The following is a 24853-nucleotide window of genomic DNA, read 5'->3' as shown; positions in this document are numbered from 1 at the left end:
TGTCCGTAAGAGGGGCTCTAATGGACAAAAATAAAGAGAAATCCCAGAAAAGTGTCCATGAGAAGGGCCCTAATGGACAAAAACATGAGGAATTCCTGAAAAAGTGTCCGTAAGAAGGGCTCTAATGGACAAAAATATAGAAGAATCCCAGAAAAGTGTCCATAAAAAGGGCTCTACCAGGCAAAAAGGCTTTTAAAATATCATTAGAAACAGAAATAGGGATAGAAAAAAGGATGGCGGCTGCCATCCTTTTTATTATGGTTTATTCTCCGCGGTTGCCGTCTGCGTATTTGTTGTAAGCAAGATGCGCGGTTGGTCCTACATATTTGTTCAGTCTGAAGCCATGCTTGATTGCTTCTGTGATGAATTTTTTTGCGACTTCCAGTGCTTCAGGGACTGTTTTGCCTTTTGCCAGCTGAGCTGTGATCGCTGACGCGAATGTGCAGCCTGCGCCATGCGTGAAGCTTGTTTCAACTTTTTCTGATTCGAACAGTGTGAAGTCTTTTCCGTCATATAGAAGGTCGACTGCTTTTTCATGGTTCAGTTTGTTTCCGCCCTTGATCATGACATTCTTCGCGCCAAGGTCATGGATTTTTGCAGCTGCTTCTTTCATGTCATCGATCGTGCGGATTGGTCCTGTCTGTGCCAGCTGCCATGCTTCGAAAAGGTTGGGAGTGACTACAGTCGCTCTTGGAAGTAGCAATTCCCTCATAGCGTCTGTGTTTTCAGGCATCAAAACCTCATCTTCTCCCTTGCAGACCATGACAGGGTCGATGACAACTCGGTCCAAGTTATATTCATCGATTTTACGGGCAGAAAGCTCGATGATCTCAACCGTTCCCAGCATTCCTGTCTTCATCGCGTCAATTCCGACGGAAAGGATCGTTTCCAGCTGCTTTTCTACCAGGTCTACCGGCTGAGGGAAGACTTCATGATGCCAGTGGTTCTTTGGGTCCATTGTCACGACCGTTGTAAGAGCGGTCATTCCGTAAACGCCAAGTTCCTGGAACGTTTTTAGGTCAGCCTGGATGCCGGCGCCGCCGCTTGTATCGGATCCTGCGATTGTTAACACCTTTTTCAAACTCATGTGAACTACCTCCATTTATAGAATGGCGGCTGCCTGAATGGACAGGCCTGTCGCCTTCAACACTTTCTTATAATTATACCAATTCTGTAAGAATAGACAAAGAATTGGTTTTTGAGAAAGGTGTATTAGGTAAAAATTAACTTTTGACAATTCTGTGGCATTAGTGCGTTGACGTGATGAAAGTTACTGAGCGGAAAAATAATTTGATATAGCATGGGAAATGTGTAATTTGGCTCAGAACAAATTTTTCGTAAAACGAAAATATAGATTTAAGCATTTGTTAAAGAAATAGACAATTTTCATCTATATTATTGTAACAATTGAAACGGTTACAACCATTCGTTTTCCCTTACATTTAAGGCATAGGGGTATTATTCCTTTTTGCATAGTGAAATGTTTTTTAATGTATGGCACAGCAACCTTGTAATTGATTCAGAAAGGCCGTTTTCAAGGATTTCAAAGCATCTAATGTTACTGAGTGAATTATAGAGATTGCCAGTTTGCGAGATTGATCACAGTCTTTCAATTCCAATGAACTGGGAGATATCGATTGCTGAACCGGACCCAGAGATGACCGAACAGATAAGGGGTGAAGAACATGACAAAGAAAGGCTGTCCTGAAGAATATCCAATCAGCCTGAAGCTGAATGGATATGAAATTGCGGTTTTCCAGCTGACCAATCAGGATCTCGAAGATTGGGTATACGGCTACCTTTTCTCAGAAGGGTTGATCGATGGCCCGGAGGATGTCGTCAGTGTTGATTTTAGTGAAAAGACTGGCACATTGAATGTGTCGTTATGCAATTCCTTCGATCCTGAACAGATGTTTTCGAAAAAGAAGCACTATACAGCGGGCTGCGGCCGGGGAGTGACCTTCTTTTCAATGACGGATGTCAAAAAGTTCAATAAAGTGAATTCCGATGAAACCTATTCGTTGACCTATTTATTGAAAAAACGGGCGGAATTCGCGCAAAATTCGCCATTGTACCTGGAAACAGGCGGCATGCATGGCGCATGTATCATCCTGGAGGATGGCAGTATCAAGGTCCGGGAAGACATCGGCAGGCATAATGCTGTCGATAAGATTATCGGACACGCAATTCGAAAGCGTTTGCAGCCCGACCGGCTCGTCCTGCTGACGACCGGCAGGGTTTCATATGAAATGCTCTCAAAAGCAGCAAAATTTGGCTTTGCCGTCATCGGTTCCCGTACAGCTGCCACCAAGCAGGCGGTACAGCTGGCAAGATTCCTCAATATTGAGGTTGTCGGCTACCTTCGCGGGAAAATGGCGACGATTTATACATCGGCCGGGAGGATCAACAATGATTTAACCCCGCCCGCTGCTGCGGATGACCTGCTTGAAAGGGGGGAAGCCCAGCAAGTATTGAATTAACACCAACTGTGGGATTACGGATGTTCAAGCAACTATTGGGAAGGAGAGAGAGAGATGGTTGAAATCAACCTGAATCGCAGGCAGTTTTTGAAGCTGTCAGGAGCCACTGCGGCAACCCTGGCGATTGTTGAACTTGGCTTCAACGAAAAAGAAGTCCATGCGAAAACAAAAGAATTCAAGATTGCCAAAGCTACTGTTACACCAACCATTTGTCCATACTGCGCTGTGGGCTGCGGAATTTTAGTCCATACGAAAAACAATGATGTGGTATATACGGAAGGGGATCCGGACCATCCCATCAACGAAGGAAGCCTGTGCAGCAAAGGGACAACGATCAGACAATTATTCACCTCAGAAAAACGCGTCCTGAAGCCTCGTTACCGGGCTCCTGGAAGCGATAAGTGGGAAGAAAAAGATTGGGGATGGATGCTTGATACCATTGCCAAGCGCGTGAAGGAAACACGTGACAAGACATTCGTTGAAAAAACAAACGGAATTTTTGTCAATAAAACAGAAGCGATCGCCAGCCTAGGCGGCGCGGCACTTGATAATGAAGAAACTTATTTGCTCGCGAAAATGATGAGAGGGCTTGGTGTCACCTATTTAGAGCACCAGGCACGAATATGACACAGTTCAACGGTTGCCGGTCTGGCACCTTCATTTGGTCGTGGAGCAATGACAAATCACTGGAATGATCTGCAGCATACCGATTGTGCGCTGATTATTGGCGCGAACCCTGCTGAAAACCATCCAGTCAGCTTTAGATGGCTTTTAAAGGCAAGGGAAAACGGAGGGAAAATACTATCAGTCGACCCGCGTTTCACAAGAACGTCGTCACAGGCTGACACTTATGCTCCGCTCCGTTCTGGAACCGATATTCCTTTTATCGGCGGATTGATCAATTATGCGATTGAAAAGAATCTTTTCCACAAAGAGTATGTTGCTAAATATACAAATGCCTCCTTCATCGTCAAGGAAGGCTTCGAATTCAAGGATGGCCTGTTCAGCGGATATGATGCAAAAACCCGTTCATATGACAAGGCTAGCTGGTCTTTCGAAACACAAGAAGACGGAACCCCGGTCAAGGATGAAACACTACAGCATCCTCGCAGCGTGTTCCAGTTAATGAAAAAGCATTATTCTCGTTATGATGTTGACACTGTGTCAACAGTGACAGGAACACCTAAGGAAGACTATCTGAAAGTGGCTGAATCATTCTGTTCAACAGGAAAGCCTGGAAAAGCAGGTACGATCCTTTATGCGATGGGTACAACCCAGCATACGGTCGGTACCCAGAACGTCCGCTCATATGCCATGCTTCAGCTGCTTCTTGGCAACATCGGTATGCCTGGCGGCGGAGTTAACGCCCTTCGCGGTGAATCAAACGTACAAGGCTCAACAGACTTCGGTCTTTTGTTCGGGGATCTTCCAGGATACCTGGGAGCGCCGAAAGAGCTTCCTGAACATGCAACTCTTAAGGCCTATCTTGAAAAAGAAACGCCTGCTGCTGGATATTGGAGCAATAAGCCAAAATTCGTCGTCAGCCTTCTCAAGGCATGGTATGGCCCTAACGCGACAAAGGACAATGAGTTCTGCTATCAATATCTTCCTAAAGGAAACAAGAATTACTCCCATATCGCCCTTTTCAATGCGATGTATAAAGGCGAATTGGATGGCGCATTCCTGTTTGGAACCAATCCTGTAGTCGGCGGCCCGAATGCAGGCAAGGAAAAAGAAGCACTCAGCAACCTTGACTGGCTGGTTGCAATTGACCTTTGGGAGACAGAAACTTCAGCATTCTGGCAAAAAGAAGCTGGCAGCGATCCATCAAAAATCAACACAGAGGTATTCCTGCTTCCGGCCGCATCCTCATACGAGAAAGAAGGAACGGTTTCGAACAGCGGACGCTGGATGCAGTACCGCTGGAAGGCAATTGAGCCTAAAGGCGAATCAAAGGCAGACATGGAAATCATCCATATGCTGATGCAAAGAATCAAAGGCATGTACAAAAATGAAAGCTCACCTGCTGCAAAAGCTATCAATGCACTGTACTGGAATTACGGTGAACATGATCATCCAGAATTCGATCTAGTCGCCCGTGAAATCAACGGTTATTACACTAAGACAGGCAAACAGGTCGAGAACTTCGGTTCGCTTGCTGATGACGGGTCCACATGCTCCGGAAACTGGATTTATTCAGGCTTCTATCCGGAAGAAGGCAACCTGTCCAAGCGCCGTGACAACAAGGATAATGGCATGGGCAATTTCCTGAACTGGTCTTATGCATGGCCTATGAACCGTCGGATTCTTTATAATCGCGCATCTGCAGATCCAGCCGGCAAGCCATGGAACAAGGATAAGGCAGTCATCTGGTGGGATGGCCTGGCTAAAAAATGGACTGGACATGATATTCCTGACTTCAAGGCAGTGGTCGCTCCTTCTGACAAGGGAGGCACGAATCCATTCATCATGCTGAAGGATGGCGTCGGCGGCATGTTTGCTCCAACGCTCAATGACGGACCGTTCCCAGAACACTATGAGCCGTTTGAAAGTCCGGTGCCGAATGCGTTCTCCAGCCAGGAATTCAACCCGACCATCAAGGTCTGGGATGGCGACTTCAACCTTAAAGGCACGAAGAAGCAGTACCCGATCGTGGCGACAACGTATCGTGTAAGTGAACACTGGCAATCAGGCTCGATGACAAGGAACCAGCAATGGCTGTCAGAATTGATGGGCCATATGTACATCGAGATGAGTGAAGAGCTAGCGAAGGAAAAAGGCATCAAGAACAAGGACGAGGTTATCGTGACATCAGCTCGCGGCGAGGTTAAAGCCTATGCGATGGTGACGAAACGCTTCAAGCCGCACACTGTAAACGGCAAGAAAGTCCACCAGATTGGCATGCCTTGGCACTTCGGATATAAAGGATATGCAACAGGGGATACAGCAAACCGCTTAACACCTCATATCGGGGACGCCAACACGATGATTCCTGAATATAAGGCATTCCTCTGCGACGTAAGGAGGGCTGACTAATGGCGAAGGCTGAATATGTAAAATTTGTTGACGTGACCAAGTGTGATGGCTGCCGCGCATGTATGGTCGCCTGCAAAAACTGGAATGACCTTCCGGCTGAGCCGGAAGCTTTCCAGGGCAGCGTCCAATCACATGCGAATGTAACGGCAAATACCTGGAACGTGCTGTCATTCATTGAACACGAAAACGGAAAAGGAAATCTTGAATACCTTTTCCGTCATTCATCCTGTTTCCATTGTACGGAAGCTGCCTGCGTTAAGGTGTGCCCGGAGGATGCTATGCACTACACAGAATTCGGCACGGTCGATGTGAACACGGATAAATGCGTTGGCTGCGGCTACTGTGTACAGAACTGCCCATTCGATGTCGTCCAGCTGGCAACATACAAAGACAAGAATGGCAAGGAATACAAGAAGGCCCAGAAATGCACGATGTGTGTTGACCGCCTTGAGGAAGGCATGCAGCCTGCTTGTGTCACTACCTGCCATACAGACGCAATGGAGTTCGGCACAAAAGATGAAATGCTCAAGAAAGCTGAAAAGCGCCTGAGCGAAATCAAGGGCCGTTTCCCTAACGCCATGATCTACAACCCAGAAGGAGTCGGCGGTACACATACGATTTATGTCCTAGCTGAAAAGCCTTCCGTTTACGGATTGCCTGAAAAGCCTAAGGTTCCAACTTCAGCGGTAGTCTGGAAGGATTACGCACAGCCAATCGGCAAAATGATGCTTGGAGCGACAAGCATGGCACTTGTTGGCGCATTCGTCAGCAATAAGCTGTTCAATAAAGAGGACAAAGGCCATGAAGAAGATGGAGGTGGCAGCCATGAGTAAAACGCAGTACTCAGGTGTGAAGGTCAAACGTTTTTCAAAAGGCTTTGTCTTAGCGCATGCTGTGAACGCCATTTCATTCTTCGCCCTGTATATCACGGCCTTGCCGATGTATACAGAATGGTTTGACTGGCTATACCCTGTGCTTGGCGGACCAGAAGGTGCCAGATTGCTCCATAGGATTTTCGCTGTCGCGTTCGTCACGCCGACTTTCATCTGGATGATCATGGATCCAAAAGGCCTGCTTCGCTGGGGCAAGGAACTCGTTACCTGGAAAAAGAGGGATATCCAGTTTTTCACGGAGTTCGTTAAAGAACTGTTCGGCTTTAAGTTCAAGCATGTAAAACAGACATTCTTCAACGCGGGTGAAAAAATCAACTCGATCATCCAGATCTTCACAGCAATTTTGATCATCGGTTCGGGATTCCCGATGTGGTTCCCGGCCTTGTTCCCGAAAGCAATGGTTCAGTGGGCATATGTCGCCCATAACGTTGGCTTCGGTCTTGCGATCGCAGTCGTGGTCGGCCACATCTATCTGAGTGTCATCCACAAAAATTCACGTCCAGGATATACGGGCGTCATTACAGGTGAGGTTCCGGCAGAGTGGGCAAAAGACCACTATACAGAATGGTATGAAGAAGAAGTCAAGAAAGGCAACTTCCCTGATCTTGACAAAGGCAAGAACAAGAAAAAAGGCGCTTAAAACCTTTGACAGAGGGAATGGGTTCACCAAATGGGCCCATTCCCTCAAAATTTAAATCGTCGCCGCTTAATAAAATCTGATGAAAAGAGGCTACAGCAATGAAAAAGTCCGTTGTCTCAAAAGAGTACCAGAAACTGCAGAAAGATATTATCACGTTGCAGGAACAATGGAAAACATCACTCAACCCTGACCGTATCGAGCCTAAGCTTGACAAAGCGGCCATGGAAACAGGGGTGCCTGTCGCTGCATTGACGGCCATTGATTTTGATATTCCCCTATTCTTACAGTGGATAGAGGATATAGGTGAACTTTTAGCGAAGTATCAACCAGAGCTCGAAAAAACAATGGAATCAATCAAGAGACTATTAGATGAAGAGACAGCAACACGCTGGATTGATGAGGCTTTTGCTTTTAACCATATTTATTTTGCCAGCTTTGCAGAAGAGCAGGGTGTCGATGCGTGGATTCCCCAATTTATCGCCGAAACCGTGCTGCGTCCCTATTTGCAGCTGACCGCTGAAAAAGTCCAGGATGAAATCCAATATGCTGTTCACGGCGCCGGATGTCCTGTCTGCGGTGAACCAGTCCGCCTTGCTCAGCTGGAAGACGGAGGAAAAAAGGTATTGCATTGCCCTCGCTGTCTGGCCCACTGGCATGATAAACGCATTACATGCTCGCATTGTGGCAATGAAGATCATGAAACAGTCCAGTTCCTGACCATCGAGGGTGAGTCCGCTGCCCAGATCCAGGTTTGTGAGGAATGCAAGGGCTACACGAAAGTAATCGATACAAGACAATATATTGTGAAGCCGACACCGGCAATGCTAGACTTGAATACAATCCACCTCGATTTTGTTGCACAGGAAAATGGCTACAAAGCCGCTGGGGAAACCAAACAGACAAATTAAAAGAAGGTGCTGTGGGATGAAAGCCGGAGCGATTATTTTAGCAGGCGGCAAATCTAGCAGGATGGGAACGAATAAAGCTCTCCTGAAATTTCACGAAAAAACGAATATTGAGAGAATTAAGGATGAGTTACAGCACGTTTTTGATGATATAATTCTAGTAACAAATGATCCTGAAACCTATCAATTTTTAAATATCAAAAGTGTGACAGACCAATATCCGGGTTCTGGACCGCTGGCGGGAATCCATGCGGGGCTCGAGGCATCAGATTACGAAGAGAATTTCATCGTTGCCTGTGATATGCCATTTGTATCCGCAGAGCTTGCCGAGAACCTTGTGAAAGCCCTCAAGCACCACGATGCAGTCGTGCCCGTCAGTGATGGGCGGAAGCATCCGCTTTTTGCGGCGTACCAAAAACGCGTGGCCCGCGAAGCGGTGAAATGCATTGAGGACGGAACGTTAAGGATCAGGCATATGCTTGAAAAACTGAATGTCCGATACCTCGATGAGTCAGATTTGCAACTCTATTGCGGAAACAATCTTGAACGCGTCTTTTTCAATATGAACCATCCCGAAGAATATGAAAATGCGAAGAAGTGGACGGAATCCGGGGAATAGTTTTCAGGTGCCAGAAAGGAAGATAGGCAGCATGCAATTTTTCAAAGTGAAAACGGTTGAAGATACCTTTGCGTTAATTGATGAGAAAATCAGCAAGATCAAAGAAACCGAGGTTCGCACGCTTGATGAGGCACTTCATTTCATCCTGGCCGAGGACATCAGAGCGGAAGAAAATGTGCCGGGCTTTGATCGATCGACCGTTGATGGTTATGCCGTCATCGCCAGGGACACCTATGGATCTTCTGAATCCATGCCTGGATTCCTGAATGTCGCCGGTGAGGTCCATATGGGCGAAGAAGCAGTAAAACCGGTGGGCAGGGGAGAAGCAATCTATGTCCCGACGGGCGGAATGCTTCCTCCGGGCAGCGACAGCGTCCTGATGATCGAGCATTGCGAGGAAATCGGCGGGCTGTTGAATACTTACAAGCAGATTGCCCCAGGCGAAAACGTCATCCGATCAGGGGAAGATATCCGCTCAGGCGAGGTGCTGTTGACACAAGGGACAAAATTGCGGCCACAGGAGCTCGGAGCCCTGGCGGCATTAGGCGTTTCCGAGGTGAAAGTCTACCGCAAGCTGAAAGCTGCTTACCTTTCTTCAGGGGACGAAATCGTTCCTTATGAAACGAAAACACTTGAAACCGGTCAAATCCGCGATATCAATTACCTGACTGTCAAAGGCCTGGCCAATGAATGGGACATTGAGGTCATATATGGCGGCATCACCCGCGATGACTATCAGGAGTTCGCAAGCAAGGCCCGCGAATTGTATGAACAGGCGGACTGCCTTATTTTATCAGGGGGAAGTTCTGTCGGCACGAAGGATTACACGACCGAGGTCATCCAGTCACTTGGAGATCCAGGCGTATTTGTCCACGGAATCTCGATTAAGCCAGGCAAGCCGACGATTCTAGCGGTGGCGGATGGAAAACCAGTCATCGGACTGCCGGGGCATCCAGCATCGGCAATGATCATCTTCAAGCTGTTTGGCGAACAGGTCTTCAGGAAGCTGAAGGGTGAAAAATACGAACAGAAGCCCGAGCGGATTTTTGCCCGGATTGTTAAAAATATTGCCTCCTCACCAGGGCGATCTGACTATATCAGGGTGAGACTTGAGGAAAGAGATGGAGAATGGTGGGCCGAGCCGATCATCGGCAAATCAGGCCTGATCACAACTTTGGTAAAAAGCGATGGAATCGTGGAGATTGTTTCCGAAAAAGAGGGGATTTCTCAAGGCGAATACGTTCCAGTCATTTTGACGAGATAGGGGGAGCAGCATCATGGACCAAATACGTTATAACCGAAAGATTTATCTTGAAGACAAGCCGCGCGTGCAAGCCAGAGATGAAGTGCTGGCTGCGTTCGACCTGCCTCAGGAAAAAGAATGGATTCCGGCTGCCGCTGCCCTTGGCCGAATTACTGCTGAACCTGTTTTCGCCAATGTGTCGATGCCTTTTTACCATGCATCCGCAATGGATGGAGTTGCCGTCAACGCTGAGGATACTTATGAAGCACATGAGCAGCGCCCGCTCCATTTAAAAAAGGATGAGCAGTTTAAATACGTTGATACAGGCAATGCGATCCCTCAGGAGTTCAATGCCGTCATTATGGTCGAAAACATTCACGTCATTGACGATGAGACCATCGAAATCATCGAGCCGGCAACTCCCTGGCAGCATATCCGCCCGATCGGTGAGGATATCGTCCAGGAGGAGATGTTGTTCACGCAGGGGCATCAGCTGCGTCCTGCCGACCTCGGAGCACTCCTTGCAGCACAGGTGACCGAAGTATGCGTTATGAAGAAACCGCTGGTAACGATCATCCCGACAGGAAATGAACTGGTCAGCGCAGATGCGTCGCTGTCTTCAGGAAGGATCATCGAGTTCAATGGCACCGTTTTTAGCGCATATGTAGAAGATTGGGGCGGCAAGCCTTATTTGCATCCGATCGTGAAGGATGAACCGGAAAAAATCAGGGAAGCATTGCTGAACGCGGTAGAAACATCTGATATTGTCGTGATTAATGCTGGTTCTTCCGCAGGTTCAAAAGATTATACCGTACACATCCTTGAGGAGCTAGGCACTGTTTTTACCCATGGTGTCGCGACAAGGCCGGGTAAGCCAGTCATCCTTGGGAAAATTAAAGATAAAGTGGTAGTAGGCGTGCCTGGATATCCAGTGTCGGCCTACATGGCGCTTGAGTGGTTCGTCAGGCCGCTCGTTTGCAAGTATCTGGGGATACCAGAACCCGAAAGGCCAAAACTAGAAGTGAAGCTTGGCCGCAGGATCGTCTCCACAATGGGGGCGGAGGACTTTGTCCGAATGAATATCGGCTATGTGGATGGACAATTTGTCGCCAATCCGCTGACACGCGCGGCGGGGGTCACGATGTCACTGGTGCGTGCGGACGGCTTGCTCGTTGTTCCGCCGGAGGAGTTAGGATATGAACAGGGAGATACCGTCATGGTCGAGCTATACAGACCGGTTGAAGAAATCAAGAACGCGATCGTCTTCAGCGGCAGCCATGACCTGACGATTGACCTTTTGTCCTCCCAGCTCAAAAATCAGCGCACCGACATGAAAATTGTTTCTTCCCATGTTGGCAGCATGGCCGGTTTGATGGCAATCAGAAAAGGGGAAGCCCATGTAGCGGGCATTCATTTGCTTGACCCGGAGACGAAAGAATATAATGTTACCTACGTAAGGAAATTCCTTGCCGGGCAAGACGCAGTCCTTTATCCTTTCTTGAAAAGAACCCAGGGCTGGATGCTGCCAAAAGGCAATCCGCTCGGAATCGAAAATGTCAGCGACATCGCTGTGAAGGGCGCAGATTATGCCAACAGGCAAAAAGGCGCCGGTACACGGATCCTGTTTGATTTAATGTTAAAAGATGCCGGCCTTGACGCAGAACAGGTCAACGGCTATGACCGTGAAATGTTCTCACATTTGAGCGTCGCTGCTGAAGTGAAGGGGAACGACAATGCGGCCGGACTCGGCATATTCCCGGCTGCCAGGGCAATGGGGCTCGACTTCATCCCGGTCGCTGACGAAAGCTACGATTTGCTGATGACAAAGGCATTCTTCGAAAGCGAAAAGGGTATATGGTTAAGGTCAGTGATCCAATCACAGGTCTTCAAAGCCGAAGTCGACAAAATTGGCGGATACGCAGTTGTTGAGAATCCTGAGCCTGTTTATTTTTAAGGCTCTGTTAAAGCCCAATGATGTTTATACACCTGTTGATTGTAGTGGAAGGCGCGTAGACTCCTGCGGGCGCAGCTGGTCAGGTGAGACCCCGCAGGAGCAGAGCGACGAGGAGGCTCAGCGCCAGCCCCGCGGAAAGCGATGCGCCTGGAACGAAAATCAACAGTCTTGTTTAACAGAGCCATTTTTAAAGGGACACTCTAATGGACAAAACGGAGCCAGAACCCGGAAAAAGTGTCCATAAACATATTAAATCCTGATCCGGATCAGTTTATTGAGGTGATTTTGATGAATTATGAAATAGCGAAAGATCCAATCAACGTTCAATCTGTCATTGATAAAGTGGTCCAGCGTGAAGCAGGGGCAATCACGACATTCATTGGCACTGTCCGTGAATTGACGAAGGGAAAGAAAACCCTTTATCTTATATATGAAGCTTATGAGCCGATGGCTGTCAAAAAGCTTGAGCAGATTGGCACGGAAATCCAGGAACGCTGGGATGGCGCGCAGGTCGCGATCACCCATCGGGTCGGCAAGCTCGACATCACGGATATTGCTGTCGTGATCGCCGTTTCCACACCTCACCGCAACGATGCATATGAAGCCAATCGTTATGCGATCGAGCGCATCAAGGAAATCGTCCCAATCTGGAAGAAAGAGCATTGGGAAGACGGGGAAGAATGGATTGGCAACCAACTAGAAACTGTCCCATATCCGACAGGGAAACCGGAGGAGAAGGATCTCAATGAATAAAATATTATTTTTTGCCCACCTGCGTGACGAAGCAGGCCATGAATCAGTCGAAATCGAAGCAGCAGGCAAGACAGTTGCCGAACTGAAGCAAATAGTCGCAGAAAAATATGGTGTCCAAAAGCTTGATACTTCAATGACAGCGATCAATGAAGAATTTTCATCTAATGATGAAGTCATTAAAGAAGGAGACACAATTGCCTTCATACCGCCTGTTTCCGGCGGTTGATCCATAGCAAATTACGGCGCCCCGTTCCGTTGACAGGATTGTCGATGGAATCAGGGCGTTTGTTTTACAGGAGGGGGTACACCCTATGTCAGAAAGATATTCACGCCAGACGCTGTTTCCTCAAATAGGCAAGGGAGGCCAGGACAAAATCCGCAGCAAGCATGTCCTGATGATTGGCGCAGGTGCACTTGGTTCAGGGAATGCCGAGCTGCTGGTTAGAGCAGGTATCGGCCGTCTGACGATTGTCGACCGGGATTATGTCGAAGCAAGCAACCTGCAAAGACAGCAATTATATACTGAAGAGGATGTCGCTGAGAAGCTTCCAAAGGCTGCAGCGGCTGAAAAAAGATTGAAGGCGATCAATTCTGACGTTGAAATCACCGCATTGATTGCGGATGCCACTCCCGAAAAACTGGCTGAGCTTGTTGATGGCGTCGATTTGATTATCGATGCTACCGATAATTTTGAAACAAGGATGGCCATTAATGATATTTCGCAGAAGTACCAGATTCCGTGGATATATGGTGCCTGCGTTGCCAGCTTTGGCATGAGTTTCTCCATTATTCCTGGAAAAACACCATGTCTGAACTGTTTGCTGAAGACGGTGCCGCTGCAGGGGCTGACCTGCGATACCGGCGGAATCATCGGGCCTGCGGTACAGATGGTCATTGCCCACCAGGGTGCCGAAGCACTGAAGATCCTTGTGGAAGACTGGGATGCGGTCAGAACTTCTTTTGTCAGCTTTGATCTGTGGCGGAATCAGTATACAAGCATGAAAATGTCAAAAGCGAAGGACCCTGGCTGTCTCTCATGCGGCGACAATCCGGAATATCCGTATTTGGATGTTGAAAATATGACCAAAACGACTGTCCTGTGCGGCCGTGATACCGTACAGATCAGGCCGCCGAAACAGCAGCAGCTTAACCTCCAGGAGACGGCTGAAAAAATGAGGGATTTGGGTTATCAGGTAAAAGGAAACCCTTATCTGGTATCTGTTGAAATGGATGATAACAGGATGGTCATTTTCCAGGACGGGCGTGCATTGATCCATGGAACGAAGGATCTGGCGCAGGCTCGCAGCATCTACCAGAGATTCTTTGGCTAAAAACCTTTAAAAGCGCAAACCCCCTGCCGGCTTCGGCAGGGGGTTTCTATGATAAACGATCACAGCGGATCGGATATACCATTGCTGATTAATGGCTTTATTTTACTTCATCGGTTGCGACAAGGACTAAACGGCCTTTGTCCAATTCGACCTCATACTGCTCAGCTTCTTGCTTTGAAAGTCCGAGGGATTCGAATTTGTTTCGCAGTTCGTCTCCGCGGGACTTGAACATATTGCCGATGGAATCAAAGAAGCCCTGTTCCTTGAAGCCCATACCGCCTGTTTCGGTAGCATCTGTCAAGTGCTCACTTCGGTCTTCATCATGAGCGAAAATATAAATGTTTTCTTTTCCAAAACCTTCAGCTTCCAGAGAGCTGATTTTTTCAGTTGCCTGTACGCCGTTTTCCACAACTTCTACTTTCAACATATTATCTTCCTCCTTAAGTGTTTTTAACCTATACTAGTTTGGGAAGCTTTTATAGCCTTCCGCGTCTACACTATTTATATAACCGTTTTTTGCTCTATTAAACATGCTGGCAAATGTTCACATACCTTTTTGGAAATCGGGTAGTTAGATAGTAGAGAAAGGAGCGATCACGATGCGCTTAATGCAAAACGGCTGGGCACCACTGATGGCAGAGGAGTTTGAAGAAGCTTATTATCTGGATTTAAGAGAATTCTTGATAGAAGAATACCAGAACAAAACGGTTTATCCCGATAAGGAAGACATCTTCAATGCATTGCGGTATACCGACTATGATAAGGTAAAAGTGGTCATCCTTGGCCAGGATCCATACCACGGACCGGGTCAGGCACATGGCTTGAGTTTTTCGGTAAAACCAGGGGTTGCAATCCCGCCATCACTCCGGAACATGTTCAAGGAGCTAAAGGCTGATCTTGGCTGTGAGATACCCAATCACGGATATTTGAAAAAGTGGGCAGACCAGGGTGTGCTGCTTTTGAATACGGTGCTTACAGTCAGGAAGGGCGAAGCGCATTCTCACAAGGGGAAGGGCTGGGAAACCTTCACCGATAAAGTCATCACCCTGTTGAATGAACGTCAAGAACCAGTCATTTTCATCCTTTGGGGCAAACCGGCTCAAAGTAAATTAAAGTTGATTGATGAAAGCAAACATAAGATCATCATGTCTGCACATCCAAGCCCTTTGTCCGCAAGAAGAGGTTTCTTTGGAAGCAAGCCATTCTCAAGAGTAAACGAGATTTTGCGAGAGTGGGGCAGACAGGAAATCGATTGGCAAATCGACGAGATGAAAAATTATTAGCTCTTGGGGACCAGAGTTTTTTTCTGGTCGACTGAGTTCTTTTTGTAAAAATCGACATGTTCCACGTGGAACTGACAGCAAATTCTTATACAGTCGAAAATATAAAAGATTTATTGTAGAATGGAACCGTACAGCATGATCGAGTCTGATCCTACTTATCAGGTACCGCCCGTGGAGGTGAGTTAATGAATATTTCACTGCAAAAATTGCTTTTGAAAATGGAAGAAGAATTAAGCCGGGCCAAATCGACACAATCTGAAGCTGCACAGCGAGAACGAATCCAGTCGATTAAAACGCTTTGTGAACTTGTTCTTGATGAACCACAGCAGGGGTCAGGCAAGTCCGGGCAATGCCATATCATCCAGCAGCCAGCACAGCAATTTATTCCTGCTCAACCAGTCTTTCCTCAGCAGCAGATGCCAGTAAGCCAGCCATCAACAATGGTTCCGCAGCCGAAAAAACTGGAAATGGATGATGATTCAAACGGAGACTCGCTATTCGATTTCTAATTTAGGTTGTTTTCGTAAAGATTGTTGTTAAAATCTTAAAGCCGATTTTAACGTGCTATTAAGCCATTTTGCAGTTCGTTTTTAAGTGTGCAAGCTCTTTTCTCATAATAAGCTTTTTTATGCAGAAAACTAGGTCATTCAATCCCATTTTGTAATCAATGGCAACATAGTTTGAGAAAAGAGCCTTAATTTAAAGATAGAGGTGGAAATGATGAAGTTATTTATCATAATAGGGGCAATCAATGCCTTTCTTGCAGTCGCACTCGGAGCCTTTGGAGCACATGGGCTGGAAGGCAAGGTCGAACCAAAATATCTAGAAACCTGGAAAACCGGTGTTACATACCAGATGTTCCACGCAACCGGAATCTTGATAATTGGAGTCCTGCTGGGAAAACTCCCTGCAACTTCACTGCTGAACTGGTCAGGCTGGCTGATGCTGATCGGAATCATCCTGTTTTCCGGAAGCCTGTATGCCTTGACCCTTACAAAAATCAGCATCCTTGGGGCCATCACCCCGCTTGGTGGAGTATCATTCCTCGCCGCCTGGGTATTGTTGATCATTGCCGCAGTTAAATACTTATAATCAAAGAGCATGCCGGCTGGCATGCTCTTTTTACAGGCTCATTAAGATTCTTTGACAATCGTCTTATTGATTTCAACACGTTCTTTTCCCATGAAAAAGACCGCAATTGCCGAAATAGCAATTGGAATTAAAGCAAGTGCGAAAATATGAGTGATTGAAGAAGACATCGCCTCGACGATTTTATCCAGGACAAATTCCGGGATTTGCGAACGTTGTCCAGACTGGAATAATTGCTGCGGGTCTCCCATCAGCTGGTTTCCTTGGCCGCCGCCCATTCCAGCAAAGGCACTTTTTAGCTGGTCCATAAAACTATTATTCTGGATAGTCCCAAATATGGTGATGCCCAGTGTCATTCCAAGCGAGCGAAGGAACGAATTAGTTGAATTCGCCGATCCTCGGTGCCGCGGGTCGAGGTTGTGTATGGAAGCTGTAGGGAGGAGGGAGAAAGAGAAGCCCATTCCAAATCCGACCAATATCATGAAAAGTGTCAGGACCAGTCTCGACGTATCAGGTGACATCATGCTGAGCAGCAGCATCCCTGCAAAGTAGGCGATAACCGAAATGAACATAAGGTTCCGATAGCTGGTCTTTGTCTGGAATATGCCGCCAACCGCACTGCCGGCAACAGAACCTAGCATCATCGGTGTCAAAATCAGTCCAGCCGTCTTAGCCGAGCCCCCATAAACCGCCTGTACAAAAATAGGGATATAGACTGCGAGAATGATGAATGTTGCTCCGTAGAGGAAGGCCAGAACCTGTGATGCAGCAAACAGCCGCCTTTTAAACATCCAAAAAGAAATGATCGGTTCCGCTGCTTTTCTTTCAGCAAAAATAAATACTAAAAAGAATAGAGCGAAACTTGAAAACAAACCTATGATTTGGACTGAGCCCCAGTCATATTCTTTTCCGCCGAGTTCGAGGGCGAACATTAAGCTGACAACTGCGACAACTAATGTGAAGGCGCCAGCCCAGTCAATTTTCTGCCTGGAATGCTGAGTGGATTCATGATAATACTTCCCAATAAAGAATAAAGAGACAATGCCAATCGGGACATTAATGTAAAACACCCAATGCCAGCTGAACCAGTCAGTGATATAAGCACCAAGGAGTGGTCCAAGGACACTTGAAGTCCCGAAAACGGCGCCAAGCAGTCCAGTCATTTTGCCGCGCCTTTCGGGAGGGAAGATATCAAAAACAATCGTGAACGCAATCGGCATCAAAGCTCCGCCGCCGATTCCCTGGATCGCCCTGAAAATGCTTAGCTGCACCATTGTTTGGGCAATTCCGCAAAGCGCGGAGCCTATTAAAAAAACCAGCAAGCCAAATATGTAAAATCGTTTCCGGCCATACATATCTGACAGCTTCCCAAAAATGGGCATTCCGGCCATCACGGTAACCATATAAGCAGAGGTCACCCAGATAAACTTGTCAAAGTCGCCAAGGTCCGCAACAATTGTTCCCATTGCCGTCGCCACAATCGTATTATCCATTGCAGCCATCAAGATCCCAAGCAGCAAACCTGCCACTACAAGCCTAATATTGCTTTCATTTGAAACCATCTCATCCACCCAGCTTCCTTCATCGGATATAGTAAGTATATAAATTTTATTTTTCGAGTAGAATCATTGTCAAGAATTTGTAGGCTGAACTATGACATGCTTTTTAGCTGATTAATCATGATTAACTGTCCCAACTACGTGTTTTCTGTCACCTGTCAGAAAAAAGATTGTTTAAAAATAATGAATGATACCACAACAAAAAAACGGCCGAAGCCGCTTTGGAGAATAGTAGTTTTCATTATCTTGGCGGGTATACCGTCAGTCCAGCTCCGCCGCCGAATGGATATTCGTACTCGATTTCTTCATCGAAAGTAACATAATCAAGGTAAATCATTGGCAGGAGAATCCGTTTTCCTGTTTGCGGGTCACTGAGGATGAGATGGTCACGTCCAGCAGCTTCTATGAGTCCCTGAAAAATTTTCGCATTCCATTCGGTGTTGTTTTCAAAAGTAGCATACACTGTTGCGAGTTTTCCTTTGTTCAAGCGAAGGATATTCTCGATGTAGGATGCTTCAATTGGAAGCATTCCTGGTACCTGGACACCTCCAACTGCACCTGCACTTGTACCTGGAAAGGCACCGCCAGACTGGGTTGGGAATGATGTTGCCTGCGGGAATCCTGGCTGGCCCATTTGCCCCATTTGCCCCATTTGTCCCATCTGTCCCATCTGAGACATCTGCGGCACCTGGGCTTGTGCTGCCGATTTTTCTTCTGTGCCGCTATAAGGCTGATACATCTGTGGATAGGTTCTGTAGTTATAGTATGGGTTATTGTATTGAGTCATTGTGTAGCCTCCTTAAAATTATTTTCTTTTCATTCATTTCACCTTATTTATGTAAATGGTGAAATTGAGCTTTAATAGGATAGGGTACAAGTAAAATGAATCCTCACTATTTCATTCATATGAGGGAAGCTGCATTTTATGACTCAAATATTTTGGATGGAGGGGCGTAAGAAAGGGGCATAAACAATGCTTCATATTAATGAGAACGGACAAAAAAATCCCCGGGCATCAGCCCGGGGATTTATCGAATCATTAGACATTCAGGAATGAAACAACGCGGTCTTCTTCCAGCAGGTTTCCTACGAAGAATGAACCGAATTCGCCATAGCGTGCGCTGACTTCGTCAAAACGCATTTCATATACTAGCTTTTTGAATTGAAGGACATCGTCCGCGAACAATGTTACGCCCCACTCATAGTCGTCGAAGCCGACGGAACCAGTGATGATCTGCTTGACTTTGCCTGCATACTGGCGGCCGATCATGCCGTGGCTGCGCATCATATTGCGGCGGTCTTCCATCGGCAGCATGTACCAGTTGTCTTCGCCCTGACGGCGCTTGTCCATTGGATAGAAGCAAACATATTTCGCCTTTGGAAGTTCAGGGTAAAGGCGGGCAAGGATTTGCGGATTCTGGTAAGGATCTTCGCCTGCTGGCAGATAGTTGCTGAGCTCGACAACAGAAACATAAGAATGAGCAGGAATCGTGTATTCAGCAAGTCTGGATTTGTTGAATTCTGTCTCGATTTCATTCAATTCTTCCATCGTAGGGCGCAGGATCATCATCATGAAATCTGCTTTTTGGCCAACGATTGTATACAGGGCATGGCTGCCTTGTTTTTCAGCCTGAGTTTTATTCCACTTTTCCACAAGGCCGAGGAATTCCTGGATGATTTCCTGGCGCTCTTCACCCGGGAGCATTTTCCAGGTTGTCCAATCAACAGTGCGGAAATCATGAAGGGCATACCAGCCATCCAAAGTCTGTGCTGCTTCAGTCATTTTATATCACTCCTATAAATCAACAATATACCAATATCATATCATAGTTTCGCCATTCGTCATGTTAATAAACCCCGTTTGTTTATCCTGATGGGAAAAAGGATATTTTGTTAAAGATTGCAAATAGTAAAAGGGGCAGGAAAAACATGCTTGAAAATTTTCAATAAAAAGACTTCTGGGCTGTAAACGGTAACATTCTTGAATTTTAGGGCTGGTAAAGTATGCTATAAGTATAGATAAAAGGAGGAGTCAGCATGAGTGATTTATTTGAAGGCTTAAAAGCCAAATTAAGCGGACAAAATTTACGGATCGTGTTTCCGGAAGGCCTCGACGAACGGATTCTTGCTGCAGCGGGAAGACTGGCTGCAGACGGAGTATTAACACCAATTTTAGTAGGGAATATTGAACAGATCCAGGCGAAAGCTGCTGATATGAATGTTTCGTTGGATGCGGCAGAAATTTATGATCCTGTCAATTTTGCGATGATGGATGAGCTTGTCGCTGCATTCGTTGAGAGACGGAAAGGAAAAGCAACAGAAGAGCAGGCGCGCAAAATCCTTCTCGATGAAAACTACTTCGGTACGATGCTCGTGTATTCGAACAAAGCAGATGGTCTTGTAAGCGGTGCGGCACACTCGACTGCGGACACAGTAAGACCGGCATTGCAGATCATCAAGACGAAGGAAGGCGTACGCAAGACCTCAGGTGTCTTCATTATGGTACGTGAAGATGAGAAGTATGTCTTCGCTGACTGCGCGATCAATATCGCTCCCGACAGCCAGGACCTTGCTGAAATCGCGGTCGAAAGTGCAAAGACAGCAAGAATGTTCGATGTAGAGCCGCGCGTGGCCATGCTTAGCTTCTCCACAAAAGGCTCAGCTGTTTCTCCTGAGACTGAAAGAGTGTCCAAAGCAGTCGAAGAAGCCAAGCTTCGCGACCCATTATTAATCGTTGACGGAGAGTTCCAATTCGATGCAGCTTTCGTTCCATCTGTTGCTGAAAAGAAAGCTCCCGATTCAGTGATCATGGGCAATGCGAATGTTTTCGTATTCCCAAGCCTTGAAGCAGGGAATATCGGCTATAAGATTGCTCAGCGCTTAGGAGGATTCGAAGCAGTTGGACCAATTTTGCAGGGCTTGAACCGTCCGGTAAACGACCTGTCCCGCGGCTGCAGCGAAGAAGACGTGTACAAGCTTGCGCTCATAACGGCAGCACAGGCACTTACGAAGTAAAAATAATGAATTTCTGAGCCGGTCGGAACTTTTCGATCGGCTTTTTTAAATCGGCTATCGTATTAGCTGCCGGCCCAGATATGCTATAATATCAACGAAAAAGCTAGAGATAGAAAAGAGGAAACCACGATGGATGAGGCGCTTAATTTACTGCGTCAGGATAAATGGAGATTGATCGACCAGTCGGCGCTCGGCACGCAATTTCATGCCCTGCAGTCATTCGGGACGGATGATACATTATGCGAATCGGTCGGCAAAGGACAGTCACCGGCAACTGCAAGGGCATGGGTCCATCATGACACAGTTGTCCTCGGAATCCAGGATACAAGGCTTCCTCATCTCCAGGAAGGTCTCGACTACCTCGAGGAGCAGGGCTATCAGTATATCGTCCGCAATTCAGGCGGACTTGCTGTCGTGCTGGACGAAGGTGTCCTGAATCTTTCACTCATTTTACCTGAAAAGGAAAAAGGGATTGACATCAATCGCGGCTATGATGCTATGTGGTTATTGATCAAGGAGATGTTCGCTGACTTCAATAAAAAGATTGAGGCAAGGGAAATTTCTGCTTCCTATTGTCCTGGAAGCTATGATTTGAGCATCGCCGGTAAAAAATTCGCTGGCATCTCGCAACGCCGCCTGAAAAAAGGGGTAGCTGTGCAAATCTATCTTTGTGTGACGGGAAGCGGCAGCCAGAGGGCTGAATTGATCCGTGGATTTTACGATCGCGCCAAAAAAGGGGAGATCACGAAATTCACCTATCCGGAAGTCCAGCCAGAGGTCATGGCCTCCTTGTCCGAATTATTCGGGATTGAGCTGACCATTCAGGATGTTATGCTGCGGTTTTTGACATTCCTGCATGCCAACAGCAACGAGCTCACTTCAGGATATTTGAACGGAGACGAGATTGGGCTTTTTGATCATTATTATAATCGTGTCATCGAACGGAATGAAAAATTCCTGGATTAATGCAATGAAAGCCGGAAATCTGTGATTTCCGGCTTTTTTTAAAAAACATAAGAGGGGGCAGCTGCCAAAGTCTCCTTCTCCATCTATTATCTATTTATTTTATAACTAGATATCTATTCGGCTACTTTTTCGAGATTGCCATTGCGGTCCATCTTGAATTTGGTTGCCGGACGCTCTTCTTCTTCAAACAGGGCAAGCTTGCGGGCGCGGTTCATGATTTTCATGAGTGTTTCGTAATCTTCCTGCATGGTGTTCGTATTTTCTTCAAGCCTGTTGATTTTTTGCTGCAGTTCTTCATTATGTTTTCTTAAACTATGGATTTCACGCTTCAATCTTTCATTCTCGCTCTTATAAATATCAACCTGCAGCGATGAGCCGTTCAGGCTTTGCAGATAGGCGATGACATGTCCCATTGTCAGGCCGGTTGGCGGGACAGTGTGACGGACAGGTGCCGTATGGGTTACTCGTGTTTGTACAGCCTGGACCGGCATTTCGGACACTTCTTCAGCCGTTTCCACTGAGTAATCCTTTTGCGCGTTCTCCTTGTTCACTAATTCTTGCATTTCTGCCATGAGTGCAGCATCGATCTGTTTATCATCTTGTTCAAGAACGGATAGGTCGAAGGTAGGCTGGGCCATTTCAGTTAGTTCTTCTGCTGGCAACGATCCTGTCAAACTTTCATCCAATGTTGGAACCGGCGGGTTGTATAGCAGTTTTTTCTTGCCGCCCTGATCTTTTCCTAGGATTCTCTGTCTCTGTTTACGCTGCTTTTTGGCAAGCTGCAAGGCTTTTTCATAGTTATGCCTCACAACGGCGTTCCAGCGGAATCCGCAGGCAGCGGAAGTACGGTCGAGCTTGTCGCCCACCTCTTCAAAAGCATTCAATTGGGTGCTGCCTTCTCTTACATGGCGGAGCACGGTTTCAGCCAGCAATAAATCATTTTCATCTGTCCAGGCATCCTGGCGTGTTTTCATTCTTCTTCAACTCCCTTTTACTTTGGTTAACTATTGAAACTTCTATTTCAATCTTGTCCTGAAATTGGAAACCTTATACATCGTATAATTGGAGGATAGTAGATTTTTTGCGGGAAATACGTGTTTTCCATATAGATAGATAAGCAAGTGGGCCTGTTCAACAGCTTGCATTCAAGTCCAATTAGAGGTAAAATACGCTTTAGTCTTAAAGAAAAGCGCAACCGCCTTGTCAGCCATAAAGCAAAGCTGGATCGGGACAGCAATCCGGATTCCTGCTAAGGCACTTGGAGGGGCGGCGCAGCTGGACAGTTTTTAAAGAAAGGGTTGTCCTAAATGGCAAACGAATTCCGTGTTTGCGACGATTGTCAGGCCGTAAACCTTAAAACATTGATACCGAAGCTCAAGCAGCTTGATCCTGAAGCAACAGTTGACATCGGCTGCCAGTCCTACTGCGGACCAGGCAGGAAGAAGACTTTCGCATTCGTCAACAATCGGCCAGTCGCTGCACTGTCTGAGGAAGAGCTCATGGAAAAAGTGCAAAAGAAGCTTAAATAAACTTTTTCCTTATAAAATAGATAAATCACCTTTAAACCACCGTTTAGAGGTGATTTTTTTTCCCGCGCAAACTTGCAAACTAGTTTATACATCCGGGAATATTGGAATGAAGGGAATAGGATTTTAAAAACAGTATGCAATTTTTGTAAAAATTTGCAGAAAATCGAGATGATTTGACGAATGAAACAGGCTATAATAAAAACAAGCTAATCAGGAAGAAGGAGAACGATGGAATATTCGGAAGAAAAATTACTTGAAGAAAAAGTATTCAAAGATCCAGTACACCGGTATGTCCATGTCCGTGACCGTGTCATCTGGGATTTGATCGGGACAAAGGAATTCCAGCGCCTGAGAAGGATCAAGCAGCTCGGCACAACGTACCTGACCTTCCACGGAGCTGAACACAGCCGCTTCAACCATTCACTGGGAGTCTATGAAATCACCCGGCGGATAGTTGACAATGCGTTCGCATCCCGCCCTGAATGGAATGAAGGAGAGCGCCTGCTATCGTTATGCGCCGCCCTGCTTCATGACCTTGGCCATGGACCGTTTTCGCACTCGTTCGAGAAGGTATTCGACCTTGATCATGAGGATTTCACAAGGGAAATCATCCTTGGCGATACAGAAGTGAATCAGGTGCTTTCAAAGGTCGCCGCAGATTTCCCGAAGAAGGTTGCTGAAGTGATCGAAAAAACCTATGAGAACAAGCTTGTCATCAGCCTGATTTCGAGCCAGATTGATGCCGACCGGATGGATTATCTGCAGAGGGATGCATATTTTACAGGAGTCAGCTACGGACATTTTGATATGGAACGGATTTTGCGCGTCATGCGCCCGCGCGAGGACCAGGTCGTCATCAAGCAAAGCGGGATGCATGCTGTCGAGGACTACATAATGAGCCGCTACCAGATGTACTGGCAAGTTTATTTCCACCCAGTGACAAGGAGTGCCGAGGTCATCCTGACGAAAATCCTGCACCGTGCCAAACACCTTCATGAGCAAAACTACACATTTAAACATAAACCGCACCATTTTTACTCAATCTTTGAGGACCGCATGACTTTGCAAGACTATTTAAAATTGGATGAAGCTGTGTTCCTCTATTATTTCCAGATATGGGAGGAAGAGGAGGACCAGATCCTGAGCGATTTGTGCCGCCGCTTCAATAACCGAAATCTATTTAAATATGTCGAGTTCGACCCTGCAAAAGAATACAAGAAGCTGGCAAAGCTTTCTGTGTTATTCGAGCAGGCTGGTCTTGACCCTGAATACTACCTGGTGGTCGATTCATCATCAGACCTTCCATACGATTTTTACCGTCCTGGCGAGGAGGAAGAACGCCTCCCAATCCACCTGCTGAAGAAAAACGGCGAAATCCGCGAACTTTCACGCGAGTCAGAGATTGTCGACGCCATTTCCGGAAAAAGAAGGACCGACCACAAACTTTATTATCCTGCCGATTTCCTGGAAAGGGAAAAAGCCCGACCTGAAATCAGGCAGATTGCACAGATTCTTGAACTGAACTTAGACAATGGGACCATTTGATACAGGAGTTGAC

Annotated in this window: 24 protein-coding genes and 1 pseudogene; 19 read left to right on the top strand and 6 right to left on the bottom strand. The window is 46.7% G+C overall.

The features are described from left to right. Positions 1-262 precede the first annotated feature (262 nt). Positions 263-1087 (bottom strand): pyridoxine/pyridoxal/pyridoxamine kinase, encoded by an 825-nt coding sequence (gene pdxK / locus FS736_RS16545; protein WP_144479259.1) that lies wholly within the window; start codon positions 1085-1087, stop codon positions 263-265. 598 nt (positions 1088-1685) lie between these two features. On the opposite strand from pdxK, the gene fdhD reads away from it, so the two are divergent. From fdhD to FS736_RS16490, 12 genes and pseudogenes are all read left to right on the top strand, one after another. Continuing rightward, entirely contained in the window at positions 1686-2480 is a 795-nt protein-coding gene (gene fdhD / locus FS736_RS16540) for a formate dehydrogenase accessory sulfurtransferase FdhD (protein WP_144479257.1), read from the top strand. A 54-nt stretch (positions 2481-2534) separates the two neighbouring features. Next, positions 2535-3107: a twin-arginine translocation signal domain-containing protein gene (locus tag FS736_RS25725; RefSeq protein ID WP_214710332.1), complete on the top strand. Its 573-nt coding sequence runs from the start codon at positions 2535-2537 to the stop codon at positions 3105-3107. Between the two features lie 12 nt (positions 3108-3119). Beyond that, positions 3120-5516, top strand: a pseudogene (gene fdnG, locus FS736_RS16535) (formate dehydrogenase-N subunit alpha); the annotation flags it as partial. Further along, positions 5516-6349 carry a 4Fe-4S dicluster domain-containing protein gene (locus tag FS736_RS16530; RefSeq protein ID WP_144479255.1) on the top strand — a complete coding sequence of 278 codons (834 nt, stop codon included), beginning with the start codon at positions 5516-5518 and terminating at the stop codon, positions 6347-6349. The pseudogene fdnG and the gene FS736_RS16530, both read left to right, overlap by 1 nt. Then, positions 6342-7049 carry a formate dehydrogenase subunit gamma gene (locus tag FS736_RS16525; RefSeq protein WP_144479253.1) on the top strand — a complete coding sequence of 236 codons (708 nt, stop codon included), beginning with the start codon at positions 6342-6344 and terminating at the stop codon, positions 7047-7049. Before FS736_RS16530 ends, FS736_RS16525 begins: the two co-directional genes overlap by 8 nt. 98 nt (positions 7050-7147) lie before the next feature. Further along, positions 7148-7957, top strand: a complete 810-nt coding sequence (locus FS736_RS16520; protein ID WP_144479251.1) for a formate dehydrogenase accessory protein FdhE — start codon at positions 7148-7150, stop codon at positions 7955-7957. Positions 7958-7973: 16 nt separating this feature from the next. After that, complete coding sequence (gene mobA / locus FS736_RS16515) at positions 7974-8573, top strand: molybdenum cofactor guanylyltransferase (RefSeq protein ID WP_144479249.1); 600 nt, start codon at positions 7974-7976, stop codon at positions 8571-8573. 31 nt (positions 8574-8604) lie between these two features. Continuing rightward, entirely contained in the window at positions 8605-9837 is a 1233-nt protein-coding gene (locus FS736_RS16510) for a molybdopterin molybdotransferase MoeA (protein WP_144479247.1), read from the top strand. A 13-nt stretch (positions 9838-9850) separates the two neighbouring features. Further along, entirely contained in the window at positions 9851-11770 is a 1920-nt protein-coding gene (locus tag FS736_RS16505) for a molybdopterin biosynthesis protein (protein WP_144479245.1), read from the top strand. Between the two features lie 288 nt (positions 11771-12058). Further along, positions 12059-12523: a molybdenum cofactor biosynthesis protein MoaE gene (locus FS736_RS16500; RefSeq protein ID WP_144479243.1), complete on the top strand. Its 465-nt coding sequence runs from the start codon at positions 12059-12061 to the stop codon at positions 12521-12523. Next, positions 12516-12749, top strand: a complete 234-nt coding sequence (moaD, locus tag FS736_RS16495; protein ID WP_144479241.1) for a molybdopterin converting factor subunit 1 — start codon at positions 12516-12518, stop codon at positions 12747-12749. The genes FS736_RS16500 and moaD overlap by 8 nt, the downstream gene beginning before the upstream one ends. An 85-nt stretch (positions 12750-12834) precedes the next feature. Next, complete coding sequence (locus FS736_RS16490; protein ID WP_144479239.1) at positions 12835-13854, top strand: thiazole biosynthesis adenylyltransferase ThiF; 1020 nt, start codon at positions 12835-12837, stop codon at positions 13852-13854. A 97-nt stretch (positions 13855-13951) separates the two neighbouring features. Here the strand turns inward: FS736_RS16490 and FS736_RS16485 are convergent, their stop codons facing one another. Further along, entirely contained in the window at positions 13952-14281 is a 330-nt protein-coding gene (locus FS736_RS16485) for a YflT domain-containing protein (RefSeq protein ID WP_144479237.1), read from the bottom strand. Positions 14282-14453: 172 nt separating this feature from the next. On the opposite strand from FS736_RS16485, the gene FS736_RS16480 reads away from it, so the two are divergent. From FS736_RS16480 to FS736_RS16470, 3 genes are all read left to right on the top strand, one after another. After that, positions 14454-15137 (top strand): uracil-DNA glycosylase, encoded by a 684-nt coding sequence (locus FS736_RS16480; protein WP_144479235.1) that lies wholly within the window; start codon positions 14454-14456, stop codon positions 15135-15137. 185 nt (positions 15138-15322) lie between these two features. Beyond that, entirely contained in the window at positions 15323-15646 is a 324-nt protein-coding gene (locus FS736_RS16475) for a YwdI family protein (RefSeq protein WP_144479233.1), read from the top strand. Positions 15647-15857: 211 nt separating this feature from the next. Next, the gene (locus tag FS736_RS16470) at positions 15858-16229 is read left to right on the top strand and encodes a DUF423 domain-containing protein (protein WP_144479482.1); all 372 of its coding nucleotides are present in this window, start codon (positions 15858-15860) and stop codon (positions 16227-16229) included. 41 nt (positions 16230-16270) lie between these two features. Here FS736_RS16470 and FS736_RS16465 read toward each other — a convergent pair whose 3' ends face one another. From FS736_RS16465 to hemQ, 3 genes are all read right to left on the bottom strand, one after another. After that, on the bottom strand, positions 16271-17788 hold the full coding sequence (locus tag FS736_RS16465; RefSeq protein ID WP_144479231.1) for an MDR family MFS transporter: 1518 nt from the start codon (positions 17786-17788) through the stop codon (positions 16271-16273). 238 nt (positions 17789-18026) lie between these two features. Then, on the bottom strand, positions 18027-18572 hold the full coding sequence (gene gerQ / locus FS736_RS16460) for a spore coat protein GerQ (protein ID WP_260983632.1): 546 nt from the start codon (positions 18570-18572) through the stop codon (positions 18027-18029). A 252-nt stretch (positions 18573-18824) separates the two neighbouring features. Beyond that, positions 18825-19568: a hydrogen peroxide-dependent heme synthase gene (gene hemQ, locus FS736_RS16455; protein ID WP_144479229.1), complete on the bottom strand. Its 744-nt coding sequence runs from the start codon at positions 19566-19568 to the stop codon at positions 18825-18827. Between the two features lie 254 nt (positions 19569-19822). Between hemQ and pta the strand changes: the two genes are divergently transcribed. Together pta and lipL are read left to right on the top strand one after the other, a co-directional pair. Further along, positions 19823-20800 (top strand): phosphate acetyltransferase, encoded by a 978-nt coding sequence (pta, locus tag FS736_RS16450; protein WP_144479227.1) that lies wholly within the window; start codon positions 19823-19825, stop codon positions 20798-20800. Between the two features lie 129 nt (positions 20801-20929). Next, on the top strand, positions 20930-21766 hold the full coding sequence (lipL, locus tag FS736_RS16445; RefSeq protein ID WP_144479225.1) for an octanoyl-[GcvH]:protein N-octanoyltransferase: 837 nt from the start codon (positions 20930-20932) through the stop codon (positions 21764-21766). Positions 21767-21879: 113 nt separating this feature from the next. Here the strand turns inward: lipL and FS736_RS16440 are convergent, their stop codons facing one another. After that, complete coding sequence (locus FS736_RS16440; protein ID WP_144479223.1) at positions 21880-22740, bottom strand: RsfA family transcriptional regulator; 861 nt, start codon at positions 22738-22740, stop codon at positions 21880-21882. Between the two features lie 333 nt (positions 22741-23073). Between FS736_RS16440 and FS736_RS16435 the strand changes: the two genes are divergently transcribed. Continuing rightward, on the top strand, positions 23074-23295 hold the full coding sequence (locus FS736_RS16435; RefSeq protein WP_079506214.1) for a YuzB family protein: 222 nt from the start codon (positions 23074-23076) through the stop codon (positions 23293-23295). 228 nt (positions 23296-23523) lie between these two features. Next, positions 23524-24840: an HD domain-containing protein gene (locus tag FS736_RS16430; protein WP_144479221.1), complete on the top strand. Its 1317-nt coding sequence runs from the start codon at positions 23524-23526 to the stop codon at positions 24838-24840. The last annotated feature ends 13 nt before the right edge of the window (positions 24841-24853 follow it).

The organism is Cytobacillus oceanisediminis 2691, assembly GCF_007678455.1.
Classification (GTDB): Bacteria; Bacillota; Bacilli; order Bacillales; family Cytobacillaceae; genus Mesobacillus; species Mesobacillus oceanisediminis_A.
This window is presented reverse-complemented; position numbering and strand designations above follow the sequence as displayed.

Coding starts and splice junctions, on each gene's coding strand:
- pdxK (WP_144479259.1), bottom strand. CDS start 1,087: ATGAGTTTGAAAAAGGTGTTAACAATCGCAGGATCCGATACAAGCGGC.
- fdhD (WP_144479257.1), top strand. CDS start 1,686: ATGACAAAGAAAGGCTGTCCTGAAGAATATCCAATCAGCCTGAAGCTG.
- FS736_RS25725 (WP_214710332.1), top strand. CDS start 2,535: ATGGTTGAAATCAACCTGAATCGCAGGCAGTTTTTGAAGCTGTCAGGA.
- FS736_RS16530 (WP_144479255.1), top strand. CDS start 5,516: ATGGCGAAGGCTGAATATGTAAAATTTGTTGACGTGACCAAGTGTGAT.
- FS736_RS16525 (WP_144479253.1), top strand. CDS start 6,342: ATGAGTAAAACGCAGTACTCAGGTGTGAAGGTCAAACGTTTTTCAAAA.
- FS736_RS16520 (WP_144479251.1), top strand. CDS start 7,148: ATGAAAAAGTCCGTTGTCTCAAAAGAGTACCAGAAACTGCAGAAAGAT.
- mobA (WP_144479249.1), top strand. CDS start 7,974: ATGAAAGCCGGAGCGATTATTTTAGCAGGCGGCAAATCTAGCAGGATG.
- FS736_RS16510 (WP_144479247.1), top strand. CDS start 8,605: ATGCAATTTTTCAAAGTGAAAACGGTTGAAGATACCTTTGCGTTAATT.
- FS736_RS16505 (WP_144479245.1), top strand. CDS start 9,851: ATGGACCAAATACGTTATAACCGAAAGATTTATCTTGAAGACAAGCCG.
- FS736_RS16500 (WP_144479243.1), top strand. CDS start 12,059: ATGAATTATGAAATAGCGAAAGATCCAATCAACGTTCAATCTGTCATT.
- moaD (WP_144479241.1), top strand. CDS start 12,516: ATGAATAAAATATTATTTTTTGCCCACCTGCGTGACGAAGCAGGCCAT.
- FS736_RS16490 (WP_144479239.1), top strand. CDS start 12,835: ATGTCAGAAAGATATTCACGCCAGACGCTGTTTCCTCAAATAGGCAAG.
- FS736_RS16485 (WP_144479237.1), bottom strand. CDS start 14,281: ATGTTGAAAGTAGAAGTTGTGGAAAACGGCGTACAGGCAACTGAAAAA.
- FS736_RS16480 (WP_144479235.1), top strand. CDS start 14,454: ATGCGCTTAATGCAAAACGGCTGGGCACCACTGATGGCAGAGGAGTTT.
- FS736_RS16475 (WP_144479233.1), top strand. CDS start 15,323: ATGAATATTTCACTGCAAAAATTGCTTTTGAAAATGGAAGAAGAATTA.
- FS736_RS16470 (WP_144479482.1), top strand. CDS start 15,858: ATGAAGTTATTTATCATAATAGGGGCAATCAATGCCTTTCTTGCAGTC.
- FS736_RS16465 (WP_144479231.1), bottom strand. CDS start 17,788: ATGGTTTCAAATGAAAGCAATATTAGGCTTGTAGTGGCAGGTTTGCTG.
- gerQ (WP_260983632.1), bottom strand. CDS start 18,572: ATGACTCAATACAATAACCCATACTATAACTACAGAACCTATCCACAG.
- hemQ (WP_144479229.1), bottom strand. CDS start 19,568: ATGACTGAAGCAGCACAGACTTTGGATGGCTGGTATGCCCTTCATGAT.
- pta (WP_144479227.1), top strand. CDS start 19,823: ATGAGTGATTTATTTGAAGGCTTAAAAGCCAAATTAAGCGGACAAAAT.
- lipL (WP_144479225.1), top strand. CDS start 20,930: ATGGATGAGGCGCTTAATTTACTGCGTCAGGATAAATGGAGATTGATC.
- FS736_RS16440 (WP_144479223.1), bottom strand. CDS start 22,740: ATGAAAACACGCCAGGATGCCTGGACAGATGAAAATGATTTATTGCTG.
- FS736_RS16435 (WP_079506214.1), top strand. CDS start 23,074: ATGGCAAACGAATTCCGTGTTTGCGACGATTGTCAGGCCGTAAACCTT.
- FS736_RS16430 (WP_144479221.1), top strand. CDS start 23,524: ATGGAATATTCGGAAGAAAAATTACTTGAAGAAAAAGTATTCAAAGAT.